Genomic DNA, 23,237 nt, shown 5'->3' on the forward strand with positions numbered 1-23,237 from the left:
TGACGACAGGAGGCGCGGCGTTCCGGTGGGAACGAGTTCCGCGGGTCCCCTCGGGCCCGCGGGGAGATGAGCACGCGTGTCCACGCTGTCCGCCCGACCGTTCGATCCCCAGAACCAGGCCGAGTCCGCCGCAGCCGTGCCGTCCAGCACGGGCACCCGCACCTTCGTGCTCGACACGTCGGTGCTGCTGTCCGATCCGAAGGCCCCGTTCCGCTTCGCCGAGCACGCCGTCGTGCTCCCGGTCGTCGTCATCTCCGAGCTCGAGCACAAGCGCGACGACCCGGAGATCGGGTACTTCGCCCGCCAGGCCCTGCGCAACCTCGACGAGCTGCGCGTGCAGCACGAGCGCCTCGACTTCCCCGTGCCGGTCGGCGACGGCGGCTCCCTCCGCGTCGAGCTGAACCACTCGAACATGAGCGTGCTGCCGAACGGGCTGCAGCTCGGCGACAACGACTCGCGCATCCTCGCCGTCGCGCAGAACCTCGCGAACGACGGCCTGGCCGTGACGGTGGTGTCGAAGGACCTGCCGATGCGCGTGAAGGCCGCCTCCATCGGCCTGACCGCGGAGGAGTACCGGGCCGAGCTCGCGGTCGACGCGGGGTACACCGGCGTCGCGGAGGTCGCGCTCGACCCCGAGGTGCTCGACGCGCTCTACGACGAGCACACGGTGCGGGCGCCGGAGGTCGAGAACCTGCCCGTCAACACCGGGGTGGTGCTCACCTCCGGTCGCGGCAGCGCCCTCGCCCGCGTCTCCCGGAAGGGCGAGCTGCGGCTCGTGCGCGGCGACCGCGACGTGTTCGGCCTGCACGGCCGCAGCGCCGAGCAGCGGCTGGCCATCGACCTGCTGCTCGACAGCGAGGTGGGCATCGTGTCGCTCGGCGGCCGGGCCGGCACCGGCAAGAGCGCGCTCGCGCTCTGCGCCGCGCTGGAGGCGGTGCTCGAGCGGCAGCAGCACCGCAAGATCATGGTGTTCCGGCCGCTGTACGCGGTCGGCGGGCAGGAGCTCGGCTACCTGCCGGGCGACGCCGCCGAGAAGATGAGCCCCTGGGGCCAGGCGGTGTTCGACACGCTCGGCGCGGTCGTCTCGCAGAACGTCGTCGACGAGGTCGTCGAGCGCGGCGTGCTCGAGGTGCTGCCGCTCACGCACATCCGCGGCCGCAGCCTGCACGACGCCTTCGTGATCGTCGACGAGGCGCAGTCGCTCGAACGCAACGTGCTGCTCACCGTGCTGTCCCGCGTCGGGCAGAACTCGCGGGTGGTGCTCACGCACGACGTCGCGCAGCGGGACAACCTGCGGGTCGGCCGGCACGACGGCGTCGCGAGCGTCATCGAGACGCTGAAGGGCCACCCGCTCTTCGGCCACGTCACCCTGACCCGCTCCGAGCGCAGCGCGATCGCCGCCCTCGTCACCGAGATGCTGGAGTCCAACGAGCTCGCCTGATCCCGCGGATCCGCAGTTCCTCCGCGGATCCGCAGTTCCTGGCCGACACGCCGCGTCCGGAGCCCCCCCGGCGCGGCGTGTCGCCCGGTTTCTGCGGATCCGCCAAGCGGCCCGGCTGTGGAGTACTGCCGACGCCCGATCGGCCGCGTCCGTAGGGTGCCGCCGTGCTCACCGCAGTCCGTCGCATCCCGGCCGCCGAGGTGCTGCCGGTGCTCGGCCTCCTGCTCGTCGGCGCGGCCGCACTCGGTCCGCAGCCGGTCCTGCTCGGGGTCGGGTGGCTCGCGGTCGTGACGCCGCGGCTGGTGGCGGTGGACCTCGCGGAGCACCGCCTGCCCGACGCGATCGTGCTGCCCGGGTACCCGGTGGTGCTCGCCGCGGTCCTGCTGCAGGCCTGGGCGACGGGAGCGCCGCCGGCTGCGCCGGTGCTGGCCGGACTCGGCTGCGGCCTGGTGCTCCTCCTGCTCCACCTCGCGGGAAGAATGGGCTTCGGCGACGTGAAGCTCGCGCCGCTGCTCGGCGCCCTCGCGGCGGCGGTGCTGCCGGGCGGCGCGGTGCTCTGGCTGGTGCTCGCGTTCCTGCTCGGCGGCGTCGGCGCCGCGGTCGTCCTGATCCGGAGGGGAGCGGGCGCGCGCATGGCCTTCGGCCCGCCCCTGCTGCTCGCCGCCTGGGCGGTCCTGCTGCTCGGGTGATCCGCCGTCACGAGAACGGGGCCCTCCGCTGCTGATCCGGCGGTGCGCACCGGTGGATCAGCAGCGGAGGGCCCCGCCAGCAGGAGGTGTCAGCCCGGACGCGTCATCGACAGGACGTCGAGGGCGGTGTCGAGCTGCTCCTCGGTGACCTCGCCGCGCTCGACGAAGCCGAGGTCGATCACGGCCTGCCGCACGGTCATGCCCTGCGCCACCGAGTGCTTGGCGACCTTCGCCGCCGCCTCGTAGCCGATCGCCCGGTTCAGCTTCGTCACGATCGACGGCGACGACTCCGCGAGCGCCCGCGCCCGCTCCTCGTTCACCGTCAGACCGGCGAGCACCTTGTCCGCGAGGAGGCGCGACACGTTGGCGAGCAGCCGCACCGACTCGAGCAGCGCGGTGCCCATGACCGGGATCGCGACGTTCAGCTCGAAGACGCCGGAGGCGCCCGCCCAGGTGATCGTCGCGTCGTTGCCGATCACGCGCGCGCCGACCATCAGCGTCGCCTCGGGGATGACCGGGTTGACCTTGCCGGGCATGATCGACGAGCCCGGCTGCAGGTCGGGGATGTGCAGCTCGCCGAGACCGGCGTTCGGCCCGGAGCCCATCCAGCGCAGGTCGTTCGAGATCTTCGTGAGGCTGACCGCGAGCACCTTCAGCGCGCCGGACGCCTCGACGAGCGCGTCGCGCGCGCCCTGCGCCTCGAAGTGGTCCTCGGCCTCGACGATCGGCAGACCGGTCGTCTCGGCGAGGATCGCGATCACCTTGGGGGAGAAGCCGGCGGGGGTGTTGATGCCCGTGCCGGTCGCGGTGCCGCCGAGCGGGACCTCCGCGAGGCGGGGGACCATCGCGGCGACGCGGTCGAGCGCGAGGCGGATCTGGCGGGCGTAGCCGCCGAACTCCTGCCCGAACGTCACCGGGGTCGCATCCATCAGGTGGGTGCGGCCGGCCTTGACCAGCTGCGACCAGGCCTGCGCCTTCTCCTCGAGCGCCGCCGCGAGGTGCTCGAGCGACGGCACGAGCAGCGTCTGCACGGCCTCGGTCGCCGCGACGTGCACGGACGTGGGGAACACGTCGTTCGACGACTGGGAGGCGTTCACCTCGTCGTTCGGGTGCACGGTCCGGCCGAGGCGCTGCGAGGCGAGGGAGCCGAGCACCTCGTTCATGTTCATGTTCGAGGACGTGCCGCTGCCCGTCTGGTACACGTCGATCGGGAACTGGTCGAGGTGCTGCCCGGCGATCACGTCGTCCGCGGCGCCCGTGATCGCGTCGACGACGTCGGCCGGCAGCACGCCCAGCTCGCCGTTCACGATCGCGGCGGCGCGCTTGATGCGCGCGAGCGCGACGATCTGCGCGTCCTCGAGACGCGACCCCGAGATCGGGAAGTTCTCGACCGCGCGCTGCGTCTGCGCGGCCCAGAGCGCGTCGCGCGGCACCCGCACCTCGCCCATCGTGTCGTGCTCGATGCGCCACTGCGCGTCGTTGGGCTGCTCGTCGGGACGGGCGTCGTCGGACGTCATCTGGCTCCTTCGCCGGGTGGTGTGGTCGTGCAGCGGGTCGATCAGGCGGCGTCGGCGCCGGCCGTGGCGCCGACGGCGAAGCGCCGTTCGACGCGGCCCTCCGCGAGGCGGTACTGGGCGCCGATCACGTCGACGCTACCGTCCGCGACCGCTGCGGAGAGCAGGTCGGAGGCGCCCAGCAGCGACGCGACGGTCGACTGCAGGTGCGCCTCGCCGACGGCGGGCGCGCCGCCCTCGGCCGCCGCGCGGACCGCGGGGCGGATGGCCTGGATGTGCGCGGCGATCAGCGGAGGCAGCGGCGGCGCGTCGGGCGCGGCGGCGTCGATCGCGGCCTGCACGGCGCCGCAGCTGTCGTGCGCGAGCACGACCACCAGCGGCACGCCGAGCACCGAGACGGCGTACTCGACGGACGCGATCGCGGAGGCGGAGGCGACCTGTCCGGCGTTCCGGATCACGAAGAGGTCGCCGAGCCCCTGGTCGAACAGCACCTCGGCGGCGACGCGGGAGTCGCTGCAGCCGAGCACGGCCGCGACGGGGCGCTGCCCCTCCGCGAGCTCGCTGCGCCGGTGCGCGTCCTGCCGCGGGTGCTGCGGCGCGTCGGCGAGGAAGCGGTCGTTGCCCTGGGCGAGACGGTCCCAGGCCTCGTCGGCGGGTCGTTCGGTGCTCACGGCAGGGTCCCCTTCCCCTTCAGGCCGCTGGGCGGCGTCGGTCGCGACGGCGGCGGCGAGCCCCCGGATCTGCTCCGGCGACGCGGTGCCGTACACGGCGACCACCGCCTTCCCGATCCTGGTCGAGAGGCCGTAGGCGACGTTGCCGGCGTCGGAGCCGAGGTCGCGCCGGTCGTACACGCGCCACGGCAGCGAGCCGATGGTCGTGGTGCCGGTCGGCTGCGCGCCCTCGAGCACGGTCTCGAGCAGCCCGGTCGTGCCCGGCACCCCCTCGGTCAGCCCGGCGTACTCGGTGCCGCCGATGACGTAGCCGACGTACCAGGAGGCCGTGTCGCCGGAGCCGCGCAGCTGGGCCGCGTTCGCCTTCCAGCTCGACGGCACCTTCGGCGCGAGGAGGGGCTGGCCGGCGGTGTCGCCGAACTGCTGCACCGCGGAGGCGACGTCGACGTCCCGGGTGGTGGGCGCGACGCCCCGCGGCACGAGCGCCACGATGACGATCACGAGCCCGACGCACGCGGCGAGGGAGGCGATCAGGTTGCGGAAGTTCTGGCGCGACCGGCGGAGCGCGCGGTCGCGGGCCTTGCGGTCGGCGGTCTCCTGCGGGGTCTCAGGACGCCCGAGCTCGGCGACGACGCGCCCCGAGCCGCCGCCCGGTGCCCTGCTCACGACTCGGCGCGGGCGGCGTCGAGCCGTGCCCGCGCGCCGGTGAGCCAGGTCTCGCAGCGGGTGGCGAGCGCTTCACCGCGCTCCCAGAGCGCGAGCGACTGCTCGAGCGTGGCCCCGCCGCGCTCGAGCTCGTCGACGACCGCGACGAGCGCGTCGCGCGCGGCCTCGTAGGAGAGGCCGTCGACGTCGGCGTCGACGGCGGTGGATTCCCCGGCCTCGGTCATGCCAGCGATTCTACGAGCGGGCCCCGACGGGTTCGGCCCGCCCGGCGTCCTCCGCCCGCACCGCCCCGTCGCTGGTCGCGGCGACCGCGCCGTCGACCACCCGCACGGTCAGCGCGGTGCCCGCGGGGGCGTCCTCGACGTGCCGCAGCGCGGTGCCGTCGCCGCCGAGCACGATCGCGTAGCCGCGCTCGAGGGTGCGGAGGGGTGAGAGGGCGCGCAGGTGCCCGCGCGCCTCCGCGAGCCGGCGCTGCTCGTGCTCGACGACCCGGTCGACGAGCTCCGCCGACCGCGCCGCCCAGCGGGTCAGCTCGTCGGCGCGCGACTCGACGATCCACGCGCCGTCGGCGAGCACGCGCCGGGTCCGCAGCGAGGCGACGCGATCCGCCTCCAGCCGCACGGCCTGCGTCACGCGGTTCCGCAGCCGGGCGCGCGCCTGGCTGACCCGGTTCAGCTCCTCCGTCACGTCGGGCACGATGCGCTTCGCGGCGTCCGTCGGCGTGGAGGCGCGGAGGTCGGCGACCTCGTCGAGCAGCGGCCGGTCGTTCTCGTGCCCGATGGCGCTCACGACCGGGGTCGTCGCGGCAGCGACGGCGCGCAGCAGCCGCTCGTCGCTGAACCCGAGCAGGTTCTGGAAGTCGCCGCCGCCGCGCGCGATGACGATCACGTCGACCTCGGGGTCCTCGTCGAGCGCCTTCAGCGCCCCGATCACCTCGGGCACGGTCCGGTCGCCCTGCACGGCCGCGTGCACGACGCGGAAGTCGACGCTCGGCCAGCGCAGCTGCGCGTTGCGCAGCACGTCCTTCTCCGCGTCGGAGTCCTTGCCGGTGATCAGCCCGATGCGGTGGGGGAGGAAGGGCAGGCGCCGCTTGCGCGCGCGGTCGAACAGCCCCTCCGCGGCGAGGGTGCGCCGCAGCAGCTCGAGGCGCTCGAGCAGGTCGCCGAGCCCGACGTGCTTCATCTGGAAGACCTGCATCGACAGCGAGCCGGCCTTCAGCCAGTACTCCGGCTTCACGAGCGCGATCACGCGGTCGCCCTGCTTCAGGTCCGCGGGCAGCCGCGACTTCACGCTCGACCAGATCTGGAACGAGATCGTGACGTCCCGCTCCAGGTCCTTGAGCTTCCCGTAGACGTTGGCGCCGCGGACGCCCCACTGGGTGATCTCGCCCTCGACCCACACCTGGCCGAGCCGGTCGATCCAGCCCTTGAGCTTGTCCCCGAGCACGCCGACCGGCCACGGGGTCTCCGCCGTCCCCACGCCGTCGCTCATGCGCACGCTCCTACAATCGATGCCGTGGTACCCGCGGTCGACATCGGACTTCCCCTGCGTCCGCCGACGCCCGCCACGGTAGCCGACGGCTCCGTCATCGGCTCGGGCCGCGTGCTCCTCGCCGCTCCGCGCGGCTACTGCGCCGGCGTGGACCGCGCCGTGATCGCGGTGGAGAAGGCGCTCGAGCGCTACGGATCGCCCGTCTACGTGCGCAAGCAGATCGTGCACAACGTGCACGTCGTCAAGCGTCTGGAGGAGCAGGGCGCGGTGTTCGTCGACGAGGTCGACGAGGTGCCGCCCGGCGCGCACATCGTCTTCAGCGCGCACGGCGTCTCGCCCGCGGTCGTCCGCGCCGCGGCCGAGCGCGGCCTGCAGGCGATCGACGCGACCTGCCCGCTCGTGACGAAGGTGCACCGCGAGGCCGTGCGCTTCGCCCGCGACGACAAGCAGATCCTCCTGATCGGCCACCACGGCCACGAGGAGGTCGAGGGCACGATGGGGGAGGCGCCCGAGCGCACCATCCTGGTCGGCTCGCCCGAGGAGGCCGACACCGTCGAGGTGTCCGATCCCGAGAACCTCGTCTGGCTCTCCCAGACCACGCTCTCCGTCGACGAGACGATGGAGACCGTCCGCCGCCTGCGCGCGCGGTTCCCGAACCTCGCCGACCCGCCGTCGGACGACATCTGCTACGCCACGCAGAACCGCCAGGTGGCGGTGAAGAAGGTGGCGCCCGACGCGGACGTCGTGCTCGTCGTCGGCAGCGCGAACTCCTCGAACTCCGTCCGTCTCGTCGAGGTGGCGCTCGAGAACGGCGCCGAGCGCGCCTACCGGATCGACGACGCGAGCGAGCTCGATCCGGCCTGGCTGGCGGGTGCCGGCTCCGTCGGCGTCTCGAGCGGCGCGAGCGTGCCCGAGCGGCTCGTGGAGGAGCTGCTGGCGACGCTCGCCGGCCACGGCTTCGGCTCGGTGGAGGAGGTCCGCACCGCGGAGGAGGACCTCGTGTTCTCCCTGCCCCGCGAGCTGCGCCGCACCGCCTCCGGCGCGCAGGACCCCCGGGCCCTCGGCGGCCGCAGCTGAACCGCCCGCGCCGACCGACGCCCGCGTGGGACCCGGTCGCCACGGTCGGCCTGCTGGTGATCGGCCTGCTCGACGTCACCCGCACGGTCGCGACCGCCCGCGACCTGGGCGCGGTGCTCGACGCCGTCTACGCGCAGGCGGGCATGGGCGACTACACGAACGACGCCGCGGCGAGCGCGATCGGCGTCGCGGTGATCGCGGTGAACGTCGTCGGCCTCGTGCTCGCCATCGCGCTCGCCGTCCCGCGGCTGCGCGCCCACCGCACGGCCTTCTGGGTGCCGCTCACCGTGGGCCTCGGCTGCGTCGTGCTGACGACCGCGCTGGTGCTGGGCGCCGCCGTGTCCGACCCGGCCTTCGCGGCGCACCTCGCGGAGGGCTGACCTCCGCGGTTCCGGAGATCCTCCGTGGATCCGGACCACACCGGCGACACGCCGTTCCCGAGGGGGTGAGCGCCGCGTGTCGCGTGATCGATCCGGATCCGCGAGGGGTCGTCAGCTCTGCGACCTGCCCGCGCTGCCCAGCTGCCGCGTCGCCTCCGCGACGCGGGCCGCCATCGCGGTCTCGGCGGTCTTGCCCCAGGCGCGCGGGTCGTAGATCTTCTTGTTGCCGACCTCGCCGTCGACCTTCAGCACGCCGTCGTAGTTCGAGAACATCGTGCCCGCGATCGAGCGCGTGAACGCGTACTGGGTGTCGGTGTCGAGGTTCATCTTCACGACGCCGTTGCCGACCGCTTCCGCGATCTCGGCGTCCGTGGAGCCGGAGCCGCCGTGGAAGACGAGCTCGAGCGGCTTCGGGCCGTGGCCGTACCTCTCGGCGAGGCCCGCCTGGATCTCGCCGAGCAGCTCGGGGCGCAGCTTCACGTTGCCCGGCTTGTAGACGCCGTGCACGTTGCCGAAGGTCAGCGCCGCGATGTAGCGGCCGTTCTCGCCGAGACCGAGCGCCTCGACGACCTTCTCGACGTCGCCGAGGGTCGTGTAGAGCGCGTCGTTGGTGCCCTCGTGCTGGACGCCGTCCTCCTCGCCGCCGACGACGCCGATCTCGACCTCGAGGATCGCGTTGATCGCCTTCATGCGGGGCAGCAGGTCCGCGGCGATCTCGATGTTCTCGTCGAGCGGCACGGCCGAGCCGTCCCACATGTGCGACTGGAAGATCGGCTCGCCGCCGGCCTTGATCTGCTCCTCGCTCGCGGCGATGAGCGGCAGCACGAATCCCTCGAGCGCCGGCTTCGGGCAGTGGTCGGTGTGCAGGGCGACGGTGATCGGGTAGTTCTTCGCGACCTCGGTCGCGAAGCGCGCCATCGCGAGCGCGCCGGCCGCGCGGTTCTTCACGGTGTGACCGGCGAAGTAGTCCGCGCCGCCCGTCGTGACCTGGATGATGCCGTCGCTGCCGGCCTCCGTGAGGCCCTGCAGCACGGCGTTGATCGTCTGCGACGAGGAGACGTTCACGGCCGGGTAGGCGAAGCCGCCGGTCTTCGCGCGGTCGAGCATCTCGGCGTACTGGTCCGGGGTTGCGACGGGCATCGGCTGCTCCTTCTCGATGGGGCGGCGGGACGCCGCGGCGAGCCGGCGCTCACTCTACTGACGGTGCCCGTTCGGCCTTCCCGAGTAGGTTCCCAGGGTCCTGTGACCCGCGGAAGGAGCCTGCGAATGGCCGAGACGAACCTGGTGGCCCGACCGGATCGCAACCTGGCGATGGAGCTCGTGCGCGCGACGGAGGCGGCCGCGATCCGCGCGGTGCCGTTCATCGGCAAGGGCGACAAGCTCGCCGCCGACGGCGCCGCGGTCGACGCCATGCGCGCGTTCCTCGGCACCGTCGAGTTCGACGGCGTCGTCGTGATCGGCGAGGGCGAGAAGGACCGCGCGCCGATGCTCTTCAACGGCGAGCACGTCGGCACCGGCCGCGGACCGCAGGCGGACATCGCGGTCGACCCGATCGACGGCACCTCGATGACCGCGCAGGGGCGGCAGAACGCGCTGTCGATGATCGCGGTGTCCGACCGCGGCACGATGCTCGACGCCTCCAGCGTCTTCTACATGGACAAGCTCGTCGCGGACCACCACGGCATCGGCGTGATCTCGATGGAGCAGACGGTCGCGGAGAACATCCGCGAGCTCGCGAAGGCGAAGGGCAAGCCGGTCGGCGACATGGTCGTCGCGGTGCTCGACCGCCCGCGGCACGAGCCCCTGATCGAGGAGATCCGCGCGGCGGGCGCCGGCACCCGGATCCTGCTCGACGGCGACGTGGCCGGCGGCATCAACGCCGCCCGGTACGAGACCCGCATCGACCTCTGCATCGGCGTCGGCGGCAGCCCGGAGGCGGTCGTCACGGCCTGCGCGATCAAGGCGCTGGGCGGCTTCATCGAGGCGAAGCTCGCGCCGCACGACGACGCCGAGCGGCAACGCGGCATCGCGGCGGGCCTCGACATGGACCGGATCTACGACGCCGAGGGGCTCGTCAGGGGCGGCAACACCATGTTCATCGCGACCGGCGTCACCGACGGCGGCCTCGTCGAGGGCGTGCGCCGCAAGGGTCCGATCATCCGGACCGAGTCGATCCTGCTGCGCAGCCGCTCCGGCACCCTGCGCCGCATCACCTCCGACCACCTCGCCGAGCGCTGGCTCTAGCGGGTCGAGCCGCTCCCGTCCTCCGACCCGGAGGGGATCAGGCGGCGTCCTCGGCGGCGGTCAGCTCCGGGGCGGTGAAGGGTCGGGGGACCGCGTCGACCGGTGCGGCCTCGCCGAGGATCTTCGACTCGTCCATGCGGTTGATCTGCCGGCCCGTGACGAGCACGCGCGTCTCGAGCGTCGCCGCGAACTCGTTGTAGGTCGTCACCGTGCGCTCGAGCGCGCCGCGGAGCTTCTCCGCCCGCTGCGCGAGCAGCGACAGCCGGTCGTACAGCGTCCGGCTCAAGGTGAACAGCCGATGGGCGTCCTCGGTCAGCTCCTGCTGCGTCCACGTGTAGGCGACCGTCTTCAGGACCGCCCACAGGTTGACCGGCGACGCCAGCGCCACCCGCTTCGAGAAGGAGTAGTCGAGCAGCGACGGGTCCGCGGCCAGGGCGGCGGACAGCAGCGACTCGCTGGGCAGGAACGCGACGACGAACTCGGGGGAGTGGAAGTCGGTCCAGTAGCCCTTCGCGGCGAGGGCGTCGATGTGCCCCCGCACCGCCTTCACATGCTCCTTCAGCAGCGCGTCGCGGCGCGCGCCCTCCGCACCGACGGAGGTCGCCGGGATCTCGTTCGCCTCGATGAACGCGGCGAGGGGCACCTTCGCGTCCACGGCGATGCACTTGCCCTCGGGCAGGCGGACGACCAGGTCGGGGCGGCGCACGCCGTCCTCCGTGCGCGTGCTGACCTGCAGGTCGAAGTCGACGCGGTTCGTCAGGCCGGCGCTCTCGACGAGGCGGCGCAGCTGCGTCTCGCCCCACGCGCCCCGCATGCCGTTGTGGCGCAGGGCGGCCGCCAGCGACTCCGCCGTGGAGCGCACCTGCTCGCTCGACGCCCGGGTCGCGAGCAGCTGCTGCTCGATGGCGCCGTACTGCGCCGCGCGCTGGTGCTCGAGGTCGAGCACCTTGCCCTGGACGGTGCGCAGCGTCTCCTGCACGGGCGCCAGCGCGGCGAGCACCCGCGACTCCTCCTGCTCGCGCCGTCGGCGCTCCTCCGCCTCGGCCGTGCGGCTCGTGCGCTCCTGCTGCGCGCGGCGCTCGGTCGCGGCGAGCTCGCGCTGCAGCCCGTCGATCGTGGCCTCGTAGGCGGCGAGCTCGGTGCGGAGGTCCGCGGCGACCGCGTCCCCGTCGGCGCGGGCCCGGAGCAGCTCCGCCTCGTGCCGGCCCGCGGTGATCGCGGGGTGCTCGGCGCCGACCGCGGCGCGTCGGCCGGCGAGCACGGCCATCAGCAGCGCGCCGAGCAGGACGCCGACGACGAGCGCGGCGAGCGGCAGCAGCAGGTCCATGCGGGGATGGTGGCAGGGGGCTCGGACAGCGTCCGGGGCTACGCGAACGCCATCGGCACGCGGGTCGCGGGCGCCTGCGGCTCGAGCCGGGACAGCCGGTCCCCGACCGCGTCGAGCAGGCCGGGCACGTCCTCGACCTCGTGGCGGCGGGCGGCGTGCACCACGATCGCGGCGCACGCCTCCGCGTCGGCGAGGGCGTCGTGGTGCCGGAAGTCCTCGAACCCGGCCGCCATCGCCGCGACGGGCAGGCGGTAGGAGGTGAGGGCGTAGGTGCGCCGCGCGACGCGGAGGCTGCAGAAGTAGTCGAGCGGCGGCGTCGCGACGCCGGAGGCGAAGCAGGCGGCGCGGACCACGCCCATGTCGAAGCGGGCGTTGTGCGCGACCACGGGGCGGTCGCCGATCGCGGCGAGCAGGTCGGTCATCTGCTCCGCCCAGCCGGCGGCGTCGACGACGTGGTCGGGGGTGATGCCGTGGATGCGGATGTTCCACTCGCTGAACGCGTCGTGCCCGGCGGGCGGCCGGATCAGCCAGCCCATCCGGTCGACCACGCGGCCGTCCTCCACCGTGACGACCCCCACGGAGCAGGCGGACGCGGCGGAGGGGCCCGCCGTCTCGAAGTCGATCGCGGCGAAGTCCAGTGGCACGGACGGGATGCTGGCAGCGCCCTCCGACACCGCCCGCCTCAGTCGCCGACGCGCGCCCAGCGGCCGGTGCGGACGCGGAGGAGGAGGGTCGTGGCGCGCGCCGCCGAGTAGGCGAGCACGAACACCGCCTGCACCGCGGCGACGGCGGCCGGCACCGGGAGGTCGGCGGCGGTGACGAGCGCCAGCAGCGGCAGGACGACCACCAGGTTCGCGAGGCCCGCGAGGGCGAGGTACCTGCCGTCGCCGGCGCCGATGAGCACGCCGTCGAGGGCGAACACGACCGCGCTGAGCGGCAGCGACAGGGCGAGCACGAGCACGGCGCCGGGCACCGCGGCGAGCACGGCGGGATCCGCGGTGAAGACGCGCCCGAGCACGGGTGCGAGCGCTGCGGTGGCGACGCCGAGCACCAGCCCCGCCGCCGCCGCGAGCTCGAGCAGCCGCCGGAGGACCGCCCGAGCCTCCCGGACGTCGGCGGCGCCGAGCGCGTGCCCGATCAGCGCCTGACCGGCGATCGCCAGGGCGTCGAGCCCGAGCCAGAGCACCGCGGCGAGCGACGACACCACCTGGGTCGCCGCGAGGGCGGTCGTCCCGTGCGCGGTCGCGGCGATCACCGTGCCCACGAGCGCGATCCGCAGGCTCAGCGTGCGCAGCAGCAGCCAGCCGCCGGCGCGGGCCGCGCCGAGCACGCCGCCGCGCCCCGGCAGCACGCCGACGCCCTCGCGGCGCGCGTGACGCAGGCAGACCGCGCCGAGCACGGCGGCCATCCCGGTCTGCGCGGCGACCGTGCCCGCGGCGGAGCCGGCGACGCCCAGCGCGGCGCCGTAGATCAGCGCGGCGTTGAGCGCGGCGTTCGCCGCGAAGCCGGCGCCCGCGACGACGAGCGGGGTCCGGACGTCGCGCAGGCCGCGCAGGAAGCCGGTCGCCGCGATGACGACGAGCATGCCCGGCAGGCCCCACACCGCGATGCGCAGGTACTGCAGGGCCGCGCGCTCGACCGCCTCCGTCGCACCGAACAGGTCGACCAGGCCCGGCCCCGCGGCGGCGCCGACCACGGCGAGCAGCACGCCGACGCCGAGCGCGAGCCAGAGCCCGTCGACGCCCGCGCGCATCGCGCCCGCGCGGTCGTCCGCGCCGAGGCGCCGGGCCACCGCGGGCGTCGTCGCGTAGGCGAGCAGCACGAGCAGCCCGACCGCGGTCTGCACGACGGTGCCGGCGACCCCGAGGCCGCCGAGCGCGACCGGCCCGAGGTGCCCCACGAGCGCCGTGTCCGTCGCGACGAACACCGGCTCGGCGAGGAGCGCGCCGAGGCTCGGCAGGGCCAGCCCGGCGATCGCGCGGTCGTGCACGGAGCGGAGCGCGACCACCCTGGAGACCGTAGACGCACCGCCGAGGGCGGACCCGGCGGCGGCTCGGGGCGGGAAGGTCGGCCGGGCGGAACTACGGTTGTCGGCCGTGGCTCTCACCATCGGCATCGTCGGCCTGCCCAACGTCGGCAAGTCGACGCTCTTCAACGCGCTGACCAAGAACACCGTGCTCGCGGCGAACTACCCGTTCGCGACGATCGAGCCGAACGTCGGCGTCGTCGACCTGCCCGACCCCCGGCTGCAGGTGCTCGCGCGGCTCTTCGACTCGAAGAAGGTCGTGCCCGCCGCCGTCTCCTTCGTCGACATCGCCGGCATCGTGAAGGGCGCGTCGGAGGGGGAGGGGCTCGGCAACCAGTTCCTCGCGAACATCCGCGAGGCGGACGCCATCGCCGAGGTCGTGCGGGGCTTCGCCGACCCCGACGTCGTGCACGTCGCCGGCGGTGTGAACCCGGCGAGCGACCTCGAGACGATCGCGACCGAGCTGATCCTCGCCGACCTGCAGACGCTCGAGCGCGCGGAGACGCGGGTGGAGAAGGAGGTCCGCGGGCGGAAGACGCCGCAGGAGGTCCTCGACACGATCCGCGCGGCCCGCGCGGCGCTCGACGGCGGCACGCGCCTCGCCGCCTCCGGCATCGACCTCGCGCCGATCCGGGACCTCGGCCTGCTCACCGCGAAGCCCGTGCTCTACGTCTTCAACGTCGACGAGTCGGTGCTCACCGACGACGCGCGCAAGGCCGAGCTCGCCGCCCTCGTCGCCCCCGCCCCGGCCGTGTTCCTCGACGCGAAGATCGAGAGCGAGCTCATCGACCTCGACCCCGAGGACGCGGCCGAGCTGCTCGCGTCCACGGGCCAGGAGGAGAGCGGGCTCGACCAGCTCGCCCGCATCGGCTTCGACACGCTCGGCCTGCAGACCTACCTGACGGCCGGGCCGGACGAGTCGCGCGCCTGGACCATCCGCCGCGGCGCCCTCGCCCCCGAGGCCGCCGGCGTGATCCACACCGACTTCGAGAAGAAGTTCATCAAGGCGGAGGTGATCGGCTTCGAGGACCTCGTCGACGCCGGGTCGATCGCGGAGGCCCGCAACCGCGGCCGCGCCCGCATCGAGGGCAAGGAGTACGCGATGCAGGACGGCGACGTCGTGGAGTGGCGCCACGGCTGATCCCGCGCGTCGTCCGCCGCGCTGAGCCGGGGCGCCTCGATCGGCGTCAGCAGAGCGGGTCTCGGTGCGGGCCGGCCGAGACCAGGCGCTCACGCGGCCGCGCGCCGGGCGCCGTCGCGCGCCGCCTCCCGGTCCTCCGCGAGCAGCCCGTAGACGGCGAGGTCGTGGCGCTCGTCGCCGACGAGGTGCGCGCTGCGCAGCACCCCCTCGAGGGCGAAGCCGAGCTGCTCCGCCAGCCGGCGGCTGCGCACGTTCGCGGCGGCGATCCGCGCCTCCACCCGGCCCAGCCGGGCGGAGCCGAAGGCGTGGTCGAGCACCGCCTCGCACGCGGCCCGCGCGATCCCGCGGCCCTCCGCGGCGGTCGACACCCAGACCCCGAGGTCGCCGGTGGAGGAGGCCGGGTCGATGGCCAGCTCGACGGCGCCCACCAGCTCGCCGCCGACGCGGATCGCGCAGGGCAGCGACCGGCCCTGCGTGAACTCGTCGAGGCGCCGCCTCGTGTGCTCGAACGTGCGGGGCAGCGTCGGCTCCGCCCGGGCCCACTGCTCCCACCGGCGCAGGTGCGCGAGGTTGTCCACCACGAGCTCGTGCATCTCGACCGTCGTCGACAGCTCCCGCAGCACCAGGTCGACGCCCGGTGCGCAGGGGCGGGCGAAGAACGCGGCCGGGAGCGTCGACGTCATCACCGCGCCAGTGTGCCCAGCACCTCGGCGATCCGTGCACGTCGCGGCCGTGTCGTCCCCGCGCGTGCACTCCCTGCGTATGTCGGGTCGCTCCGCACCGCGAGGTCGGCCGCAGGACGGCCGATCGGCGGCGGGCGCCCAGGCTCGGCCGGAACCTCGGCCCGCAGCGCCGGCCCGCGTTCCCGTGCACAAGGAACCGTGGTTGCCTGATCGCGTGACCGAGATCGCGATGTTCCCGCTCGGCTCGGTGCTGCTGCCGCACATGCCGCTGCCGCTCCGGGTGTTCGAGCCGCGCTACCTGGCGATGCTGGGCGACATCCTCGGCGACGAGCCGAGCGAGTTCGGCGTCACCCTCATCGAGCGGGGCCAGGAGGTGGGCGGCGGCGACGTGCGCACCGACATCGGCACCGTCGCGCAGATCGGCAGCCTCGACACCTCCGGCGAGTCCATCCTGCTCATCGCCCAGGGCGTGCGGACCATCCGCGTCGACCGCTGGCTGGACGACGCGCCCTACCCCCGTGCCGAGGTGACCGACCTGCCCGACCCGGAGTGGTCCGACGACCTCGCGCCCCTGCTCGAGCGCGCCGACCGGCTCGTCCGGCGGCTGCTGAAGCTCGCGGAGGAGGCGGGGGAGGAGCTGCCGTGGCCGCCCGACATCGGCCTCGACGACGACCCGGCCGCCGCGGCGTGGCAGCTCGCCGCGATCGCGCCCTTCGGCCCCCTCGACCAGCTCGACCTGCTGCGCTCGACGTCCATCGAGCGGCTGCTGTCGCGCACGATCGACCTCGCCGGCGAGGCGGAGCCCCTGTACGGATCCTGACGCCGCATCGACGGGATCGCGCGGAGCCGGTGACGGCCGTCGGGGGGCCCATTAGCATGAGGGGCACAACCGAACACACCGGCCGAACGGCCGATGCGGGAGAGCCGGCGGCGCCGGCACCGTAGGAGCAACCGCCCCGGAATCTCTCAGGTCCACGCACCGCATCGGACAGGCCGCTCTGGAGAGCGGAGCCGTGCCCATCGGGCACCGGGCTCCCGCCGACGGGGAAAGGCGCGGCGGCAGCCGCACCGAATCTCTCAGGCCCCATGACAGAGGGGGAGTTCCGCCCGGGCCGACGCCGTCGGTCCGGCGCTCGACCGTCGAGGAGTCCGTGTGTCCGAACCCGCCAGGCCGCCCGCCGACCTCCGCCGCTCGAGCCTGCACGAGGTGCACGAGGCCGCCGGCGCCTCCTTCACCGAGTTCGCCGGCTGGAGCATGCCGCTGCGCTACGCGGGCGACCTCGCCGAGCACCACGCGGTGCGCCGGGCCGCGGGCCTCTTCGACCTGTCGCACATGGCCGAGATCCTCGTGCTCGGCCCCGACGCGGCGGCCGCGCTCGACGCGGCCCTGCTCGGCGAGCTGTCGAGGACGCCCGTCGGCCGCGCGAAGTACACGCTGCTGCTGAACGGCGAGGGCGGCGTCGACGACGACCTCGTCGTCTACCGCACCGGCGAGGACCGCTACCTCGTGGTCGCGAACGCGGCCAACCGCGAGGTCGTCGTGGACCACCTCCGCGACCGCGTCGTCGGCTTCGACGCCGAGGTCCAGGACGAGACCGACGACATCGGGCTCATCGCGATCCAGGGGCCGCGCTCGCAGGAGATCCTGCTCGAGGTGCCCGCCTTCGCCGCGGACGACGACGACCCGACCGAGGCCCGCTTCCGCGAGCTGCTCGGGGCGCTCGGCAACTACCGCTTCCTCCGCGCGAACTGGGACGGCCACCCGGTGCTCGTCGCGCGCACCGGCTACACGGGCGAGGACGGCTTCGAGCTGTACGCCGCCCCCGCGCTGCTGCCGCGGCTGTGGGCCGCGCTGATGGACACCGGCCGCGGCTCGGGCCTCGTGCCGGCCGGCCTCGCCGCGCGGGACACCCTGCGGCTGGAGGCGGGCATGCCGCTCTACGGGCACGAGCTGAGCTCGCTCACCACGCCGCAGCAGGCCGGTCTCGGCCGTCTCGTGCAGCGCGGCAAGGCCGCGGACTACGTCGGCCGCGACGCCGTCGAGTCGTCGGAGGCGGACCGCGCCCGCGTGCTCGTCGGCCTGCGGGCCGAGGGCCGCCGGGCGGCCCGCGAGGGCTACCCGGTGCTCGCGGGCGACCGCGAGGTCGGCGTCGTCACCAGCGGCGCGCTCAGCCCCACGCTCGGCCACCCCGTCGCGATGGCCTACGTCGACCGCGACGCCGTCGACGAGCCCCTCGCCGTCGACGTGCGCGGCACCCGCCTCCCCGTCACCAGCGTCCCGCTGCCCTTCTACTCCCGAAAGGCCTGATCATGGCGAGCGAACAGGAACTGCGGTACACGGCCGACCACGAGTGGGTGGACGCGCAGGGCGACGTCGCGACCGTCGGGATCACCGGCTACGCGGCCGCCCAGCTCGGAGACATCGTCTACGTCGACCTGCCGAAGGTCGGCGACTCGGTCGAGGCCGGCCAGGTCATCGGCGAGCTCGAGTCGACGAAGTCGGTCGGCGAGCTGTTCTGCCCGGTCACGGGCACCGTCACCGAGGTGAACGACGACGTCGCCGCCTCGCCCGAGATCGTCAACAGCGACCCGCTCGGCGCGGGCTGGCTGCTCAAGGTGCAGGTGGCCGAGCTGCCCGACCTGCTGGACAAGGCCGCCTACGACGCGCTGACGGGAGCCGCATGACCGACCTCGCCGTCCGGACAGACACCCGACCTCGGCGCGTTCCGCCGCCGCCACATCGGCACCACCGCCTCCGCCCGCGAGCGGATGCTCGCCGCCGTCGGCGTGGACTCCGCCGACGAGCTGATGGCCCGCGCGGTGCCCGCGTCGATCCGGCAGGAGGAGGACCTTCCGACCTCCCTGCCGCCCGCCGCCACCGAGCGCGAGGCGATCGCCGAGCTGCGGCGCCTCGCGCGCCGCAACACGGTGCGCACCTCGCTGATCGGCCTGGGCTACTCGGGCACGATCACGCCGGCCGTGATCCAGCGCAACGTGCTCGAGAACCCCTCCTGGTACACCGCCTACACGCCGTACCAGCCGGAGATCTCGCAGGGCCGCCTGGAGGCCCTGCTGAACTTCCAGACGATGGTCGCCGACCTCACCGGGCTCACCACGGCGAACGCCTCGATGCTCGACGAGGCGACCGCGGTCGTCGAGGCGATGCTGCTCGCGCGCCGGGCGTCGAAGGCCCGCACCGCCCGATTCGTGGTCGACGCCGACGCCCTCCCGCAGACGAAGGCCGTGCTGGCCGGGCGCGCGGAGGCGGTCGGCATCGAGCTGGTGGAGGCGGACCTCGCCGGCGCCGGGCTGCCCGACGGCGACCTGTTCGGCGTGCTCGTGCAGCACCCGGGCGCCTCCGGCCGCGTCTGGGACCCGACCGACGTGATCGCCGCGGCCAAGGAGCGGGGCGGCCTCGCGGTCGCCGCCGCCGACCTGCTCGCCACCACCCTGCTCGCCGCCCCCGGCGACCTCGGCGCCGACGTCGCCGTGGGCAGCAGCCAGCGCTTCGGCGTGCCGATGGCGATGGGCGGGCCGCACGCCGGCTTCATGGCCGTGCGCGCGGGGCTCGAGCGCCAGCTGCCCGGGCGCCTCGTCGGCGTCTCGAAGGACGCGGACGGCGCCCCGGCCTACCGGCTCAGCCTGCAGGCCCGGGAGCAGCACATCCGCCGCGAGAAGGCGACGAGCAACATCTGCACGGCGCAGGTGCTGCTGGCCGTCATGGCGTCGATGTACGCCGTCTACCACGGGCCCGCCGGGCTGAAGCGGATCGCGGAGCACGTGCACGCGACCGCCTCGCGCGCCGCGAGCCGGCTCCGCGCGGCCGGCGTCGTCGTGCGCGAGCAGCCGTTCTTCGACACCGTGCTCGTCGACGTGCCGGACGCCGCGCAGGCGGTGGAGGCGGCGCGGCACCGGGGCCTCTGGCTGCGCCTGGTGGACGCGGGCACGATCGGGCTGGCGTTCGACGAGACCACCGACGAGGCGGTCGTCGACGTCCTCGTCGACCTGCTCGCGGACGGCTCGGGGGAGCGCCCGACGTTCGTGGCCGGCGGCGCGGCGACGCTGCCGGTGCAGCTGCTCCGCACCTCCGCGTACCTCGAGCACCCCGTGTTCAACACGTTCCATTCCGAGACCGGCATGATGCGGTACCTCAAGTACCTCGCCGACCTCGACTACGCGCTCGACCGCGGGATGATCCCCCTCGGCTCCTGCACGATGAAGCTGAACGCGGCGACCGAGATGGCCGCCGTCACCTGGCCGGAGTTCGCCGACCTGCACCCCTTCGCCCCCGCGGAGGACGTCGCCGGCTCGCTCGAGCTGATCGGGCAGCTGGAGGCGTGGCTCGCCGACCTCACCGGGTACGACGCGGTCAGCCTGCAGCCGAACGCGGGCAGCCAGGGCGAGCTCGCCGGCCTGCTCGCCATCCGCGGCTACCACCGCGCGAACGGCGACGACGCCCGCACCGTCTGCCTCATCCCCTCCTCCGCGCACGGCACCAACGCCGCGTCCGCGGTCCTCGCGGGGCTGAAGGTCGTCGTGGTGGCCTGCGACGAGCTCGGGAACGTCGACCTCGCCGACCTGCGGGCGAAGGTCGCGGCGCACGCCGACGAGCTCGCCGCGCTGATGATCACGTACCCGTCGACGCACGGCGTCTACGAGCACGAGGTGCGGGCGGTCACCGACGCGGTGCACGCCGCGGGCGGCCAGGTGTACATCGACGGCGCGAACCTCAACGCCCTCGTCGGCCGGGCGCGCTTCGGCGACTTCGGCGGCGACGTCAGCCACCTGAACCTGCACAAGACGTTCTGCATCCCGCACGGCGGCGGCGGGCCCGGCGTGGGTCCGGTCGCGGCGAAGGCGCACCTCGCGGCGCACCTGCCGTCGCACCCGTTCGCGCAGGAGGCGCCGGAGGGCGTCCGCGGGCCGGGCCGCTTCGGCGGCACGCCCGTCTCGGCGGCGCCGTTCGGCTCGCCCGGCATCCTGCCGATCTCGTGGGCGTACGTGCGGATGATGGGCGCCGACGGGCTGCGGGAGGCGACCGACGCCGCGGTGCTCGCTGCGAACTACGTCGCCGTGCGGCTGTCCGAGGCGTACCCGGTCCTGTACCGGGGCGACGGCGGCCTCGTCGCGCACGAGTGCATCCTCGACCTGCGGCCGATGACGGAGGAGACCGGCGTGACCGTCGACGACGTGGCGAAGCGCCTCGTCGACTACGGCTTCCACGCCCCGACGATGTCGTTCCCGGTGCCGGGCACGCTCATGGTCGAGCCCACGGAGAGCGAGGACCTCGCGGAGATCGACCGCTTCGTCGACGCGATGCTCGCCATCCGGGCCGAGGCGTCCCGGGTCGGTGCGGGGGAGTGGCCGGCGGACGACAACCCGCTCCGCAACGCGCCGCACACGGCGCGCGCGGTCACGGACACCGTCTGGCCGCACGCGTACTCGCGCGAGACCGCGGCGTACCCGTTCGAGCAGGCGACGTCGGGCGAGGCGCGGCTGCGCGCCGTGCGGGGCAAGTACTGGCCGCCGGTGCGCCGCATCGACCAGGCGTACGGCGACCGCAACCTGGTCTGCGCCTGCCCGCCCCCCGGCGCCTTCGAGTAGCCGCCGCAGCGCCCGATCCGGGCCCTTCCGGCCGTGCCGGGCGTCCACGGGCGCCCGGCACGGCCGTTCCCGCCCGGACACCCGTCAGCTCAGCGCGGTGAGCGTCTTCTCGACGGAGTCCAGAGGCGGGCGGCGCGGAAGCGGCAGGGGAGCGGCTCGAGGTCGACGGCCGCCAGCGCCTCGCCGAGGCGGTCGTCGGGCATCCGCCGCGCGAGCGTCGCGTGCGGCGTCCAGGAGTCGGGCGCCGTCTGCGGGTCGACGACCGCGTCGGGCGCGTGCTGCTGCAGCGCGCGGTGCACGGCGGAGTGCATCGTGAGTAGGGGACGGCTCGGCACGATCTGCCGGGCCAGCACGAAGCGGTGCTTGTGACCGCCGAACAGCACCGGCGAGCCCACGGCGGCGGCGAGGCCCCCGCTCGCCAGCGACCAGCCCTCGAAGACGGCGCGCAGCGCGGTCTCGGCTGCCTCGAAGCCCTGCTCCTCGGCGACCGCGACGGTCACGTGCGGGCGGTTCGACTCGCTCGTGTGGGAGGCGAGGCTCGGCAGCCCGGCATCGGCGAGCGCCGACCACGCGGATCGCAGCGCCGCCTCCGTGTCGTCGTCGAACAGCAGCTCGATGCTCTGGACCACGGGCGTCGACGCTACGCGGCCGGCCCGACAGCGCCTCCGAGCCGCGTGAGCTGCAGCTGCGTCTCCGTCTCGCGGAAGCCGAGCCGCCGGTAGAGGCCGATCGCGGGGCCCTCCCGCTCGGCGACGATCACGAACCGCGCGCTGCCGAAGCGCACGGCCGCGGTGCGCACCCCCTCGGCGATCAGGGCGCTCGCGCAGCCCCGGCGCCGGTGCCCCGCGTCGGTCTGCACGTCCTGGAACCGCGCGGTGCCGTCCCCGGCGTCGGCGACGCCCGCGGTCGCGACGACGACGCCGTCCACCTCCGCGCCGAGCCACACCGCGCGGCCCGCCTCGGTCAGCCGGCGCTTCTCGGCCGTGCGGCGACGGCTGAAGTCCGCCTGCACCGGGTCGACCGCGCCGTCCGGGTCCTCGTCGAGCGAGACGGCGATCGCCGTCTCGGCGGTCCAGTCCGCATCGCCCGCCAGCGGCCGCACGACCGGGCCAGCGACCGCGGGCGCGCGGTCGGCGACCAGGACGGCGTGGCGCTCGACCGTGAAGCCCGACGTGAGCCACGCGCCCTCGTCGACCACGGCGTGCGGGTCGTCGACGCCGATCGTGGTGAAGCCCGCGCCGGGGAACGCGGCCGCGTGCTGCTGGATCCGCGCCCCGGGGTCGCCTGCCTCGGGCACGAGCAGGAAGTTGCCCCAGCGGAACGCCGGGTTGCCGGGCATCCGCACCGCGGTCGCGCCGGGCTCGACGGTCACGACGGCGCCCTGCGCGGCGAGCAGCGCGAGGTCGGTGCGGAAGGCGAGGGACGCGACGGCGCCCGTCACGGCAGCAGACCGGGCGCCAGCTGCTTCAGCAGGTCGTAGCCGACGAAGCTCACGAGGTCGAGCAGGAAGTGGGCGACCACGAGCGGCCCGAGACGGCCCCACCGCCGGTACACGAGCACGAAGACGACGCCCATCACCGCGTTCCCGACGAAGCCGCCGAAGCCCTGGTAGAGGTGGTACGACCCGCGCAGCAGGGCGCTCGTGAGCAGCACGGCCCACGGCCGCCAGCCCTTCGCGTCGAGGCGGTCGACGAGGAACGCCACGACGAGCACCTCCTCCTGCACCGCCGCCCGCAGGGCGGACAGCACGAGCACGGGCACGGCGTACCACTGCGGCCCGATGCCGGAGGTGGCCACGTTGAGGTTGAGGTTCAGCGCGACCGCGCCGAAGTAGAGGGCGAGGCCCGGCACGCCGATGCACACCGCGAGCAGGACCCCGGCGCCCGCGTCGAACCCGGGACGGCGCAGGTCGAGCCCGATGCGGCGGAGCACCGAAGGGCCCATCAGGTAGAGGGCGAGCAGGACGGGGACGAGCGGGAAGGCGATCGCGAGCAGCTGCTCGACCAGGTCGAAGAAGGCGCGATCGCTCTGCTGCGGGTTCAGCGTCTGCGTCTGCCGGTTCAGCGGGCCGCGGGTGAGCGAGTCGGCGAGCGACAGGACGGAGTAGACCGCCGACTGCCCGAGGCTCACGCCGAGCACGAGCAGCAGCTCCGCGCCCGGCCTGCGGACCGGCGTCGGCGCCTGCGACGTCGCGCCGGTCATGCTGGGTTCGGGCTGTGGCGGACCGATGAAGCGGCGTCCAGCGCAACGATCGTGCGTCCCGCCGCGCCGAGGGGCAACGGA

The 23,237-nt window shown here is 74.4% G+C and carries 21 protein-coding genes, 1 pseudogene and 2 riboswitches; of the genes and pseudogenes, 10 read left to right on the forward strand and 12 right to left on the reverse strand.

Going from position 1 to position 23,237, the window contains the following annotated elements; genetic code table 11:
• The first annotated feature begins 136 nt into the window (after window positions 1-136).
• The gene (gene phoH2 / locus ABEA53_RS01730) at window positions 137-1,441 is read left to right on the forward strand and encodes an RNA 5'-3' helicase PhoH2 (protein WP_345479661.1); all 1,305 of its coding nucleotides are present in this window, start codon (window positions 137-139) and stop codon (window positions 1,439-1,441) included.
• A gap of 164 nt (window positions 1,442-1,605) precedes the next feature.
• A complete protein-coding gene (locus ABEA53_RS01735) occupies window positions 1,606-2,130 on the forward strand; it encodes a prepilin peptidase (protein WP_345479197.1) in 525 nt (174 codons plus the stop codon).
• 89 nt (window positions 2,131-2,219) lie between these two features.
• Here ABEA53_RS01735 and ABEA53_RS01740 read toward each other — a convergent pair whose 3' ends face one another.
• The 4 genes from ABEA53_RS01740 to xseA are packed head-to-tail and all read right to left on the reverse strand — an operon-like array spanning window position 2,220 to window position 6,472.
• Window positions 2,220-3,647: a class II fumarate hydratase gene (locus ABEA53_RS01740; RefSeq protein WP_345479198.1), complete on the reverse strand. Its 1,428-nt coding sequence runs from the start codon at window positions 3,645-3,647 to the stop codon at window positions 2,220-2,222.
• A 41-nt stretch (window positions 3,648-3,688) separates the two neighbouring features.
• Window positions 3,689-4,981, reverse strand: a complete 1,293-nt coding sequence (locus tag ABEA53_RS01745; RefSeq protein WP_345479199.1) for a DUF4245 family protein — start codon at window positions 4,979-4,981, stop codon at window positions 3,689-3,691.
• A complete protein-coding gene (locus tag ABEA53_RS01750; protein ID WP_345479200.1) occupies window positions 4,978-5,205 on the reverse strand; it encodes an exodeoxyribonuclease VII small subunit in 228 nt (75 codons plus the stop codon). The genes ABEA53_RS01745 and ABEA53_RS01750 overlap by 4 nt, the downstream gene beginning before the upstream one ends.
• Before the next feature lie 10 nt (window positions 5,206-5,215).
• Window positions 5,216-6,472: an exodeoxyribonuclease VII large subunit gene (gene xseA, locus ABEA53_RS01755; RefSeq protein ID WP_345479201.1), complete on the reverse strand. Its 1,257-nt coding sequence runs from the start codon at window positions 6,470-6,472 to the stop codon at window positions 5,216-5,218.
• A 54-nt stretch (window positions 6,473-6,526) separates the two neighbouring features.
• Between xseA and ABEA53_RS01760 the strand changes: the two genes are divergently transcribed.
• Together ABEA53_RS01760 and ABEA53_RS01765 are read left to right on the forward strand one after the other, a co-directional pair.
• The gene (locus tag ABEA53_RS01760; RefSeq protein ID WP_345479662.1) at window positions 6,527-7,549 is read left to right on the forward strand and encodes a 4-hydroxy-3-methylbut-2-enyl diphosphate reductase; all 1,023 of its coding nucleotides are present in this window, start codon (window positions 6,527-6,529) and stop codon (window positions 7,547-7,549) included.
• Window positions 7,540-7,929: pseudogene (locus ABEA53_RS01765) on the forward strand (DUF6264 family protein); the annotation flags it as partial. The gene ABEA53_RS01760 and the pseudogene ABEA53_RS01765, both read left to right, overlap by 10 nt.
• Before the next feature lie 111 nt (window positions 7,930-8,040).
• Here ABEA53_RS01765 and fbaA read toward each other — a convergent pair.
• On the reverse strand, window positions 8,041-9,069 hold the full coding sequence (fbaA, locus tag ABEA53_RS01770) for a class II fructose-bisphosphate aldolase (protein ID WP_345479202.1): 1,029 nt from the start codon (window positions 9,067-9,069) through the stop codon (window positions 8,041-8,043).
• A gap of 126 nt (window positions 9,070-9,195) precedes the next feature.
• Between fbaA and glpX the strand changes: the two genes are divergently transcribed.
• The gene (gene glpX / locus ABEA53_RS01775) at window positions 9,196-10,173 is read left to right on the forward strand and encodes a class II fructose-bisphosphatase (protein WP_345479203.1); all 978 of its coding nucleotides are present in this window, start codon (window positions 9,196-9,198) and stop codon (window positions 10,171-10,173) included.
• Window positions 10,174-10,210: 37 nt separating this feature from the next.
• Here glpX and ABEA53_RS01780 read toward each other — a convergent pair whose 3' ends face one another.
• From ABEA53_RS01780 to ABEA53_RS01790, 3 genes are read right to left on the reverse strand one after another with little or no spacing between them, the layout of a single operon-like run.
• Window positions 10,211-11,500 carry a DNA recombination protein RmuC gene (locus ABEA53_RS01780; protein WP_345479205.1) on the reverse strand — a complete coding sequence of 430 codons (1,290 nt, stop codon included), beginning with the start codon at window positions 11,498-11,500 and terminating at the stop codon, window positions 10,211-10,213.
• Between the two features lie 38 nt (window positions 11,501-11,538).
• Window positions 11,539-12,144: an exonuclease domain-containing protein gene (locus ABEA53_RS01785; RefSeq protein ID WP_345479206.1), complete on the reverse strand. Its 606-nt coding sequence runs from the start codon at window positions 12,142-12,144 to the stop codon at window positions 11,539-11,541.
• A gap of 38 nt (window positions 12,145-12,182) precedes the next feature.
• Window positions 12,183-13,508: an MATE family efflux transporter gene (locus tag ABEA53_RS01790; protein ID WP_345479207.1), complete on the reverse strand. Its 1,326-nt coding sequence runs from the start codon at window positions 13,506-13,508 to the stop codon at window positions 12,183-12,185.
• 88 nt (window positions 13,509-13,596) lie between these two features.
• Between ABEA53_RS01790 and ychF the strand changes: the two genes are divergently transcribed.
• Window positions 13,597-14,667 carry a redox-regulated ATPase YchF gene (gene ychF, locus ABEA53_RS01795; protein WP_345479208.1) on the forward strand — a complete coding sequence of 357 codons (1,071 nt, stop codon included), beginning with the start codon at window positions 13,597-13,599 and terminating at the stop codon, window positions 14,665-14,667.
• A gap of 89 nt (window positions 14,668-14,756) precedes the next feature.
• Here ychF and ABEA53_RS01800 read toward each other — a convergent pair whose 3' ends face one another.
• Complete coding sequence (locus ABEA53_RS01800; RefSeq protein WP_345479209.1) at window positions 14,757-15,350, reverse strand: GNAT family N-acetyltransferase; 594 nt, start codon at window positions 15,348-15,350, stop codon at window positions 14,757-14,759.
• Between the two features lie 214 nt (window positions 15,351-15,564).
• Between ABEA53_RS01800 and ABEA53_RS01805 the strand changes: the two genes are divergently transcribed.
• The 4 genes from ABEA53_RS01805 (at window position 15,565) to gcvP (ending at window position 20,954) form a co-directional block, all read left to right on the forward strand.
• A complete protein-coding gene (locus ABEA53_RS01805) occupies window positions 15,565-16,170 on the forward strand; it encodes an LON peptidase substrate-binding domain-containing protein (RefSeq protein ID WP_345479210.1) in 606 nt (201 codons plus the stop codon).
• An 86-nt stretch (window positions 16,171-16,256) separates the two neighbouring features.
• A riboswitch (glycine riboswitch) is annotated at window positions 16,257-16,342 on the forward strand.
• Between the two features lies 1 nt (window position 16,343).
• Window positions 16,344-16,453: riboswitch (glycine riboswitch) on the forward strand.
• Between the two features lie 50 nt (window positions 16,454-16,503).
• Window positions 16,504-17,658 carry a glycine cleavage system aminomethyltransferase GcvT gene (gene gcvT / locus ABEA53_RS01810; RefSeq protein WP_345479211.1) on the forward strand — a complete coding sequence of 385 codons (1,155 nt, stop codon included), beginning with the start codon at window positions 16,504-16,506 and terminating at the stop codon, window positions 17,656-17,658.
• Between the two features lie 2 nt (window positions 17,659-17,660).
• Window positions 17,661-18,035, forward strand: coding sequence for a glycine cleavage system protein GcvH (gene gcvH, locus ABEA53_RS01815; RefSeq protein WP_345479212.1), 375 nt, complete (start codon window positions 17,661-17,663; stop codon window positions 18,033-18,035).
• A 54-nt stretch (window positions 18,036-18,089) separates the two neighbouring features.
• Window positions 18,090-20,954, forward strand: coding sequence for an aminomethyl-transferring glycine dehydrogenase (gene gcvP, locus ABEA53_RS01820; RefSeq protein ID WP_345479663.1), 2,865 nt, complete (start codon window positions 18,090-18,092; stop codon window positions 20,952-20,954).
• An 89-nt stretch (window positions 20,955-21,043) separates the two neighbouring features.
• Here the strand turns inward: gcvP and ABEA53_RS01825 are convergent, their stop codons facing one another.
• Genes ABEA53_RS01825 through ABEA53_RS01835 form a run of 3 tightly spaced genes read right to left on the reverse strand, consistent with a single transcriptional unit; the run spans window position 21,044 to window position 23,156 of the window.
• A complete protein-coding gene (locus tag ABEA53_RS01825) occupies window positions 21,044-21,583 on the reverse strand; it encodes a 2'-5' RNA ligase family protein (protein WP_345479213.1) in 540 nt (179 codons plus the stop codon).
• 11 nt (window positions 21,584-21,594) lie between these two features.
• Window positions 21,595-22,395, reverse strand: a complete 801-nt coding sequence (locus tag ABEA53_RS01830; protein WP_345479214.1) for a GNAT family N-acetyltransferase — start codon at window positions 22,393-22,395, stop codon at window positions 21,595-21,597.
• Entirely contained in the window at window positions 22,392-23,156 is a 765-nt protein-coding gene (locus tag ABEA53_RS01835; protein WP_345479215.1) for a CPBP family intramembrane glutamic endopeptidase, read from the reverse strand. Before ABEA53_RS01835 ends, ABEA53_RS01830 begins: the two co-directional genes overlap by 4 nt.
• Window positions 23,157-23,237: the final 81 nt, after the last annotated feature.

Origin of the sequence: Amnibacterium soli (assembly GCF_039544415.1) — a bacterium.
GTDB classification, from domain to species: Bacteria; Actinomycetota; Actinomycetes; order Actinomycetales; family Microbacteriaceae; genus Amnibacterium; species Amnibacterium soli.

Excerpts from the sequence above, each read along its gene's own strand:
- ABEA53_RS01740 (WP_345479198.1), bottom strand. The coding sequence starts at position 3,647 with ATGACGTCCGACGACGCCCGTCCCGACGAGCAGCCCAACGACGCGCAG.
- ABEA53_RS01750 (WP_345479200.1), bottom strand. The coding sequence starts at position 5,205 with ATGACCGAGGCCGGGGAATCCACCGCCGTCGACGCCGACGTCGACGGC.
- xseA (WP_345479201.1), bottom strand. The coding sequence starts at position 6,472 with ATGAGCGACGGCGTGGGGACGGCGGAGACCCCGTGGCCGGTCGGCGTG.
- fbaA (WP_345479202.1), bottom strand. The coding sequence starts at position 9,069 with ATGCCCGTCGCAACCCCGGACCAGTACGCCGAGATGCTCGACCGCGCG.
- glpX (WP_345479203.1), top strand. The coding sequence starts at position 9,196 with ATGGCCGAGACGAACCTGGTGGCCCGACCGGATCGCAACCTGGCGATG.
- ABEA53_RS01780 (WP_345479205.1), bottom strand. The coding sequence starts at position 11,500 with ATGGACCTGCTGCTGCCGCTCGCCGCGCTCGTCGTCGGCGTCCTGCTC.
- ABEA53_RS01800 (WP_345479209.1), bottom strand. The coding sequence starts at position 15,350 with ATGACGTCGACGCTCCCGGCCGCGTTCTTCGCCCGCCCCTGCGCACCG.
- gcvH (WP_345479212.1), top strand. The coding sequence starts at position 17,661 with ATGGCGAGCGAACAGGAACTGCGGTACACGGCCGACCACGAGTGGGTG.
- ABEA53_RS01835 (WP_345479215.1), bottom strand. The coding sequence starts at position 23,156 with ATGACCGGCGCGACGTCGCAGGCGCCGACGCCGGTCCGCAGGCCGGGC.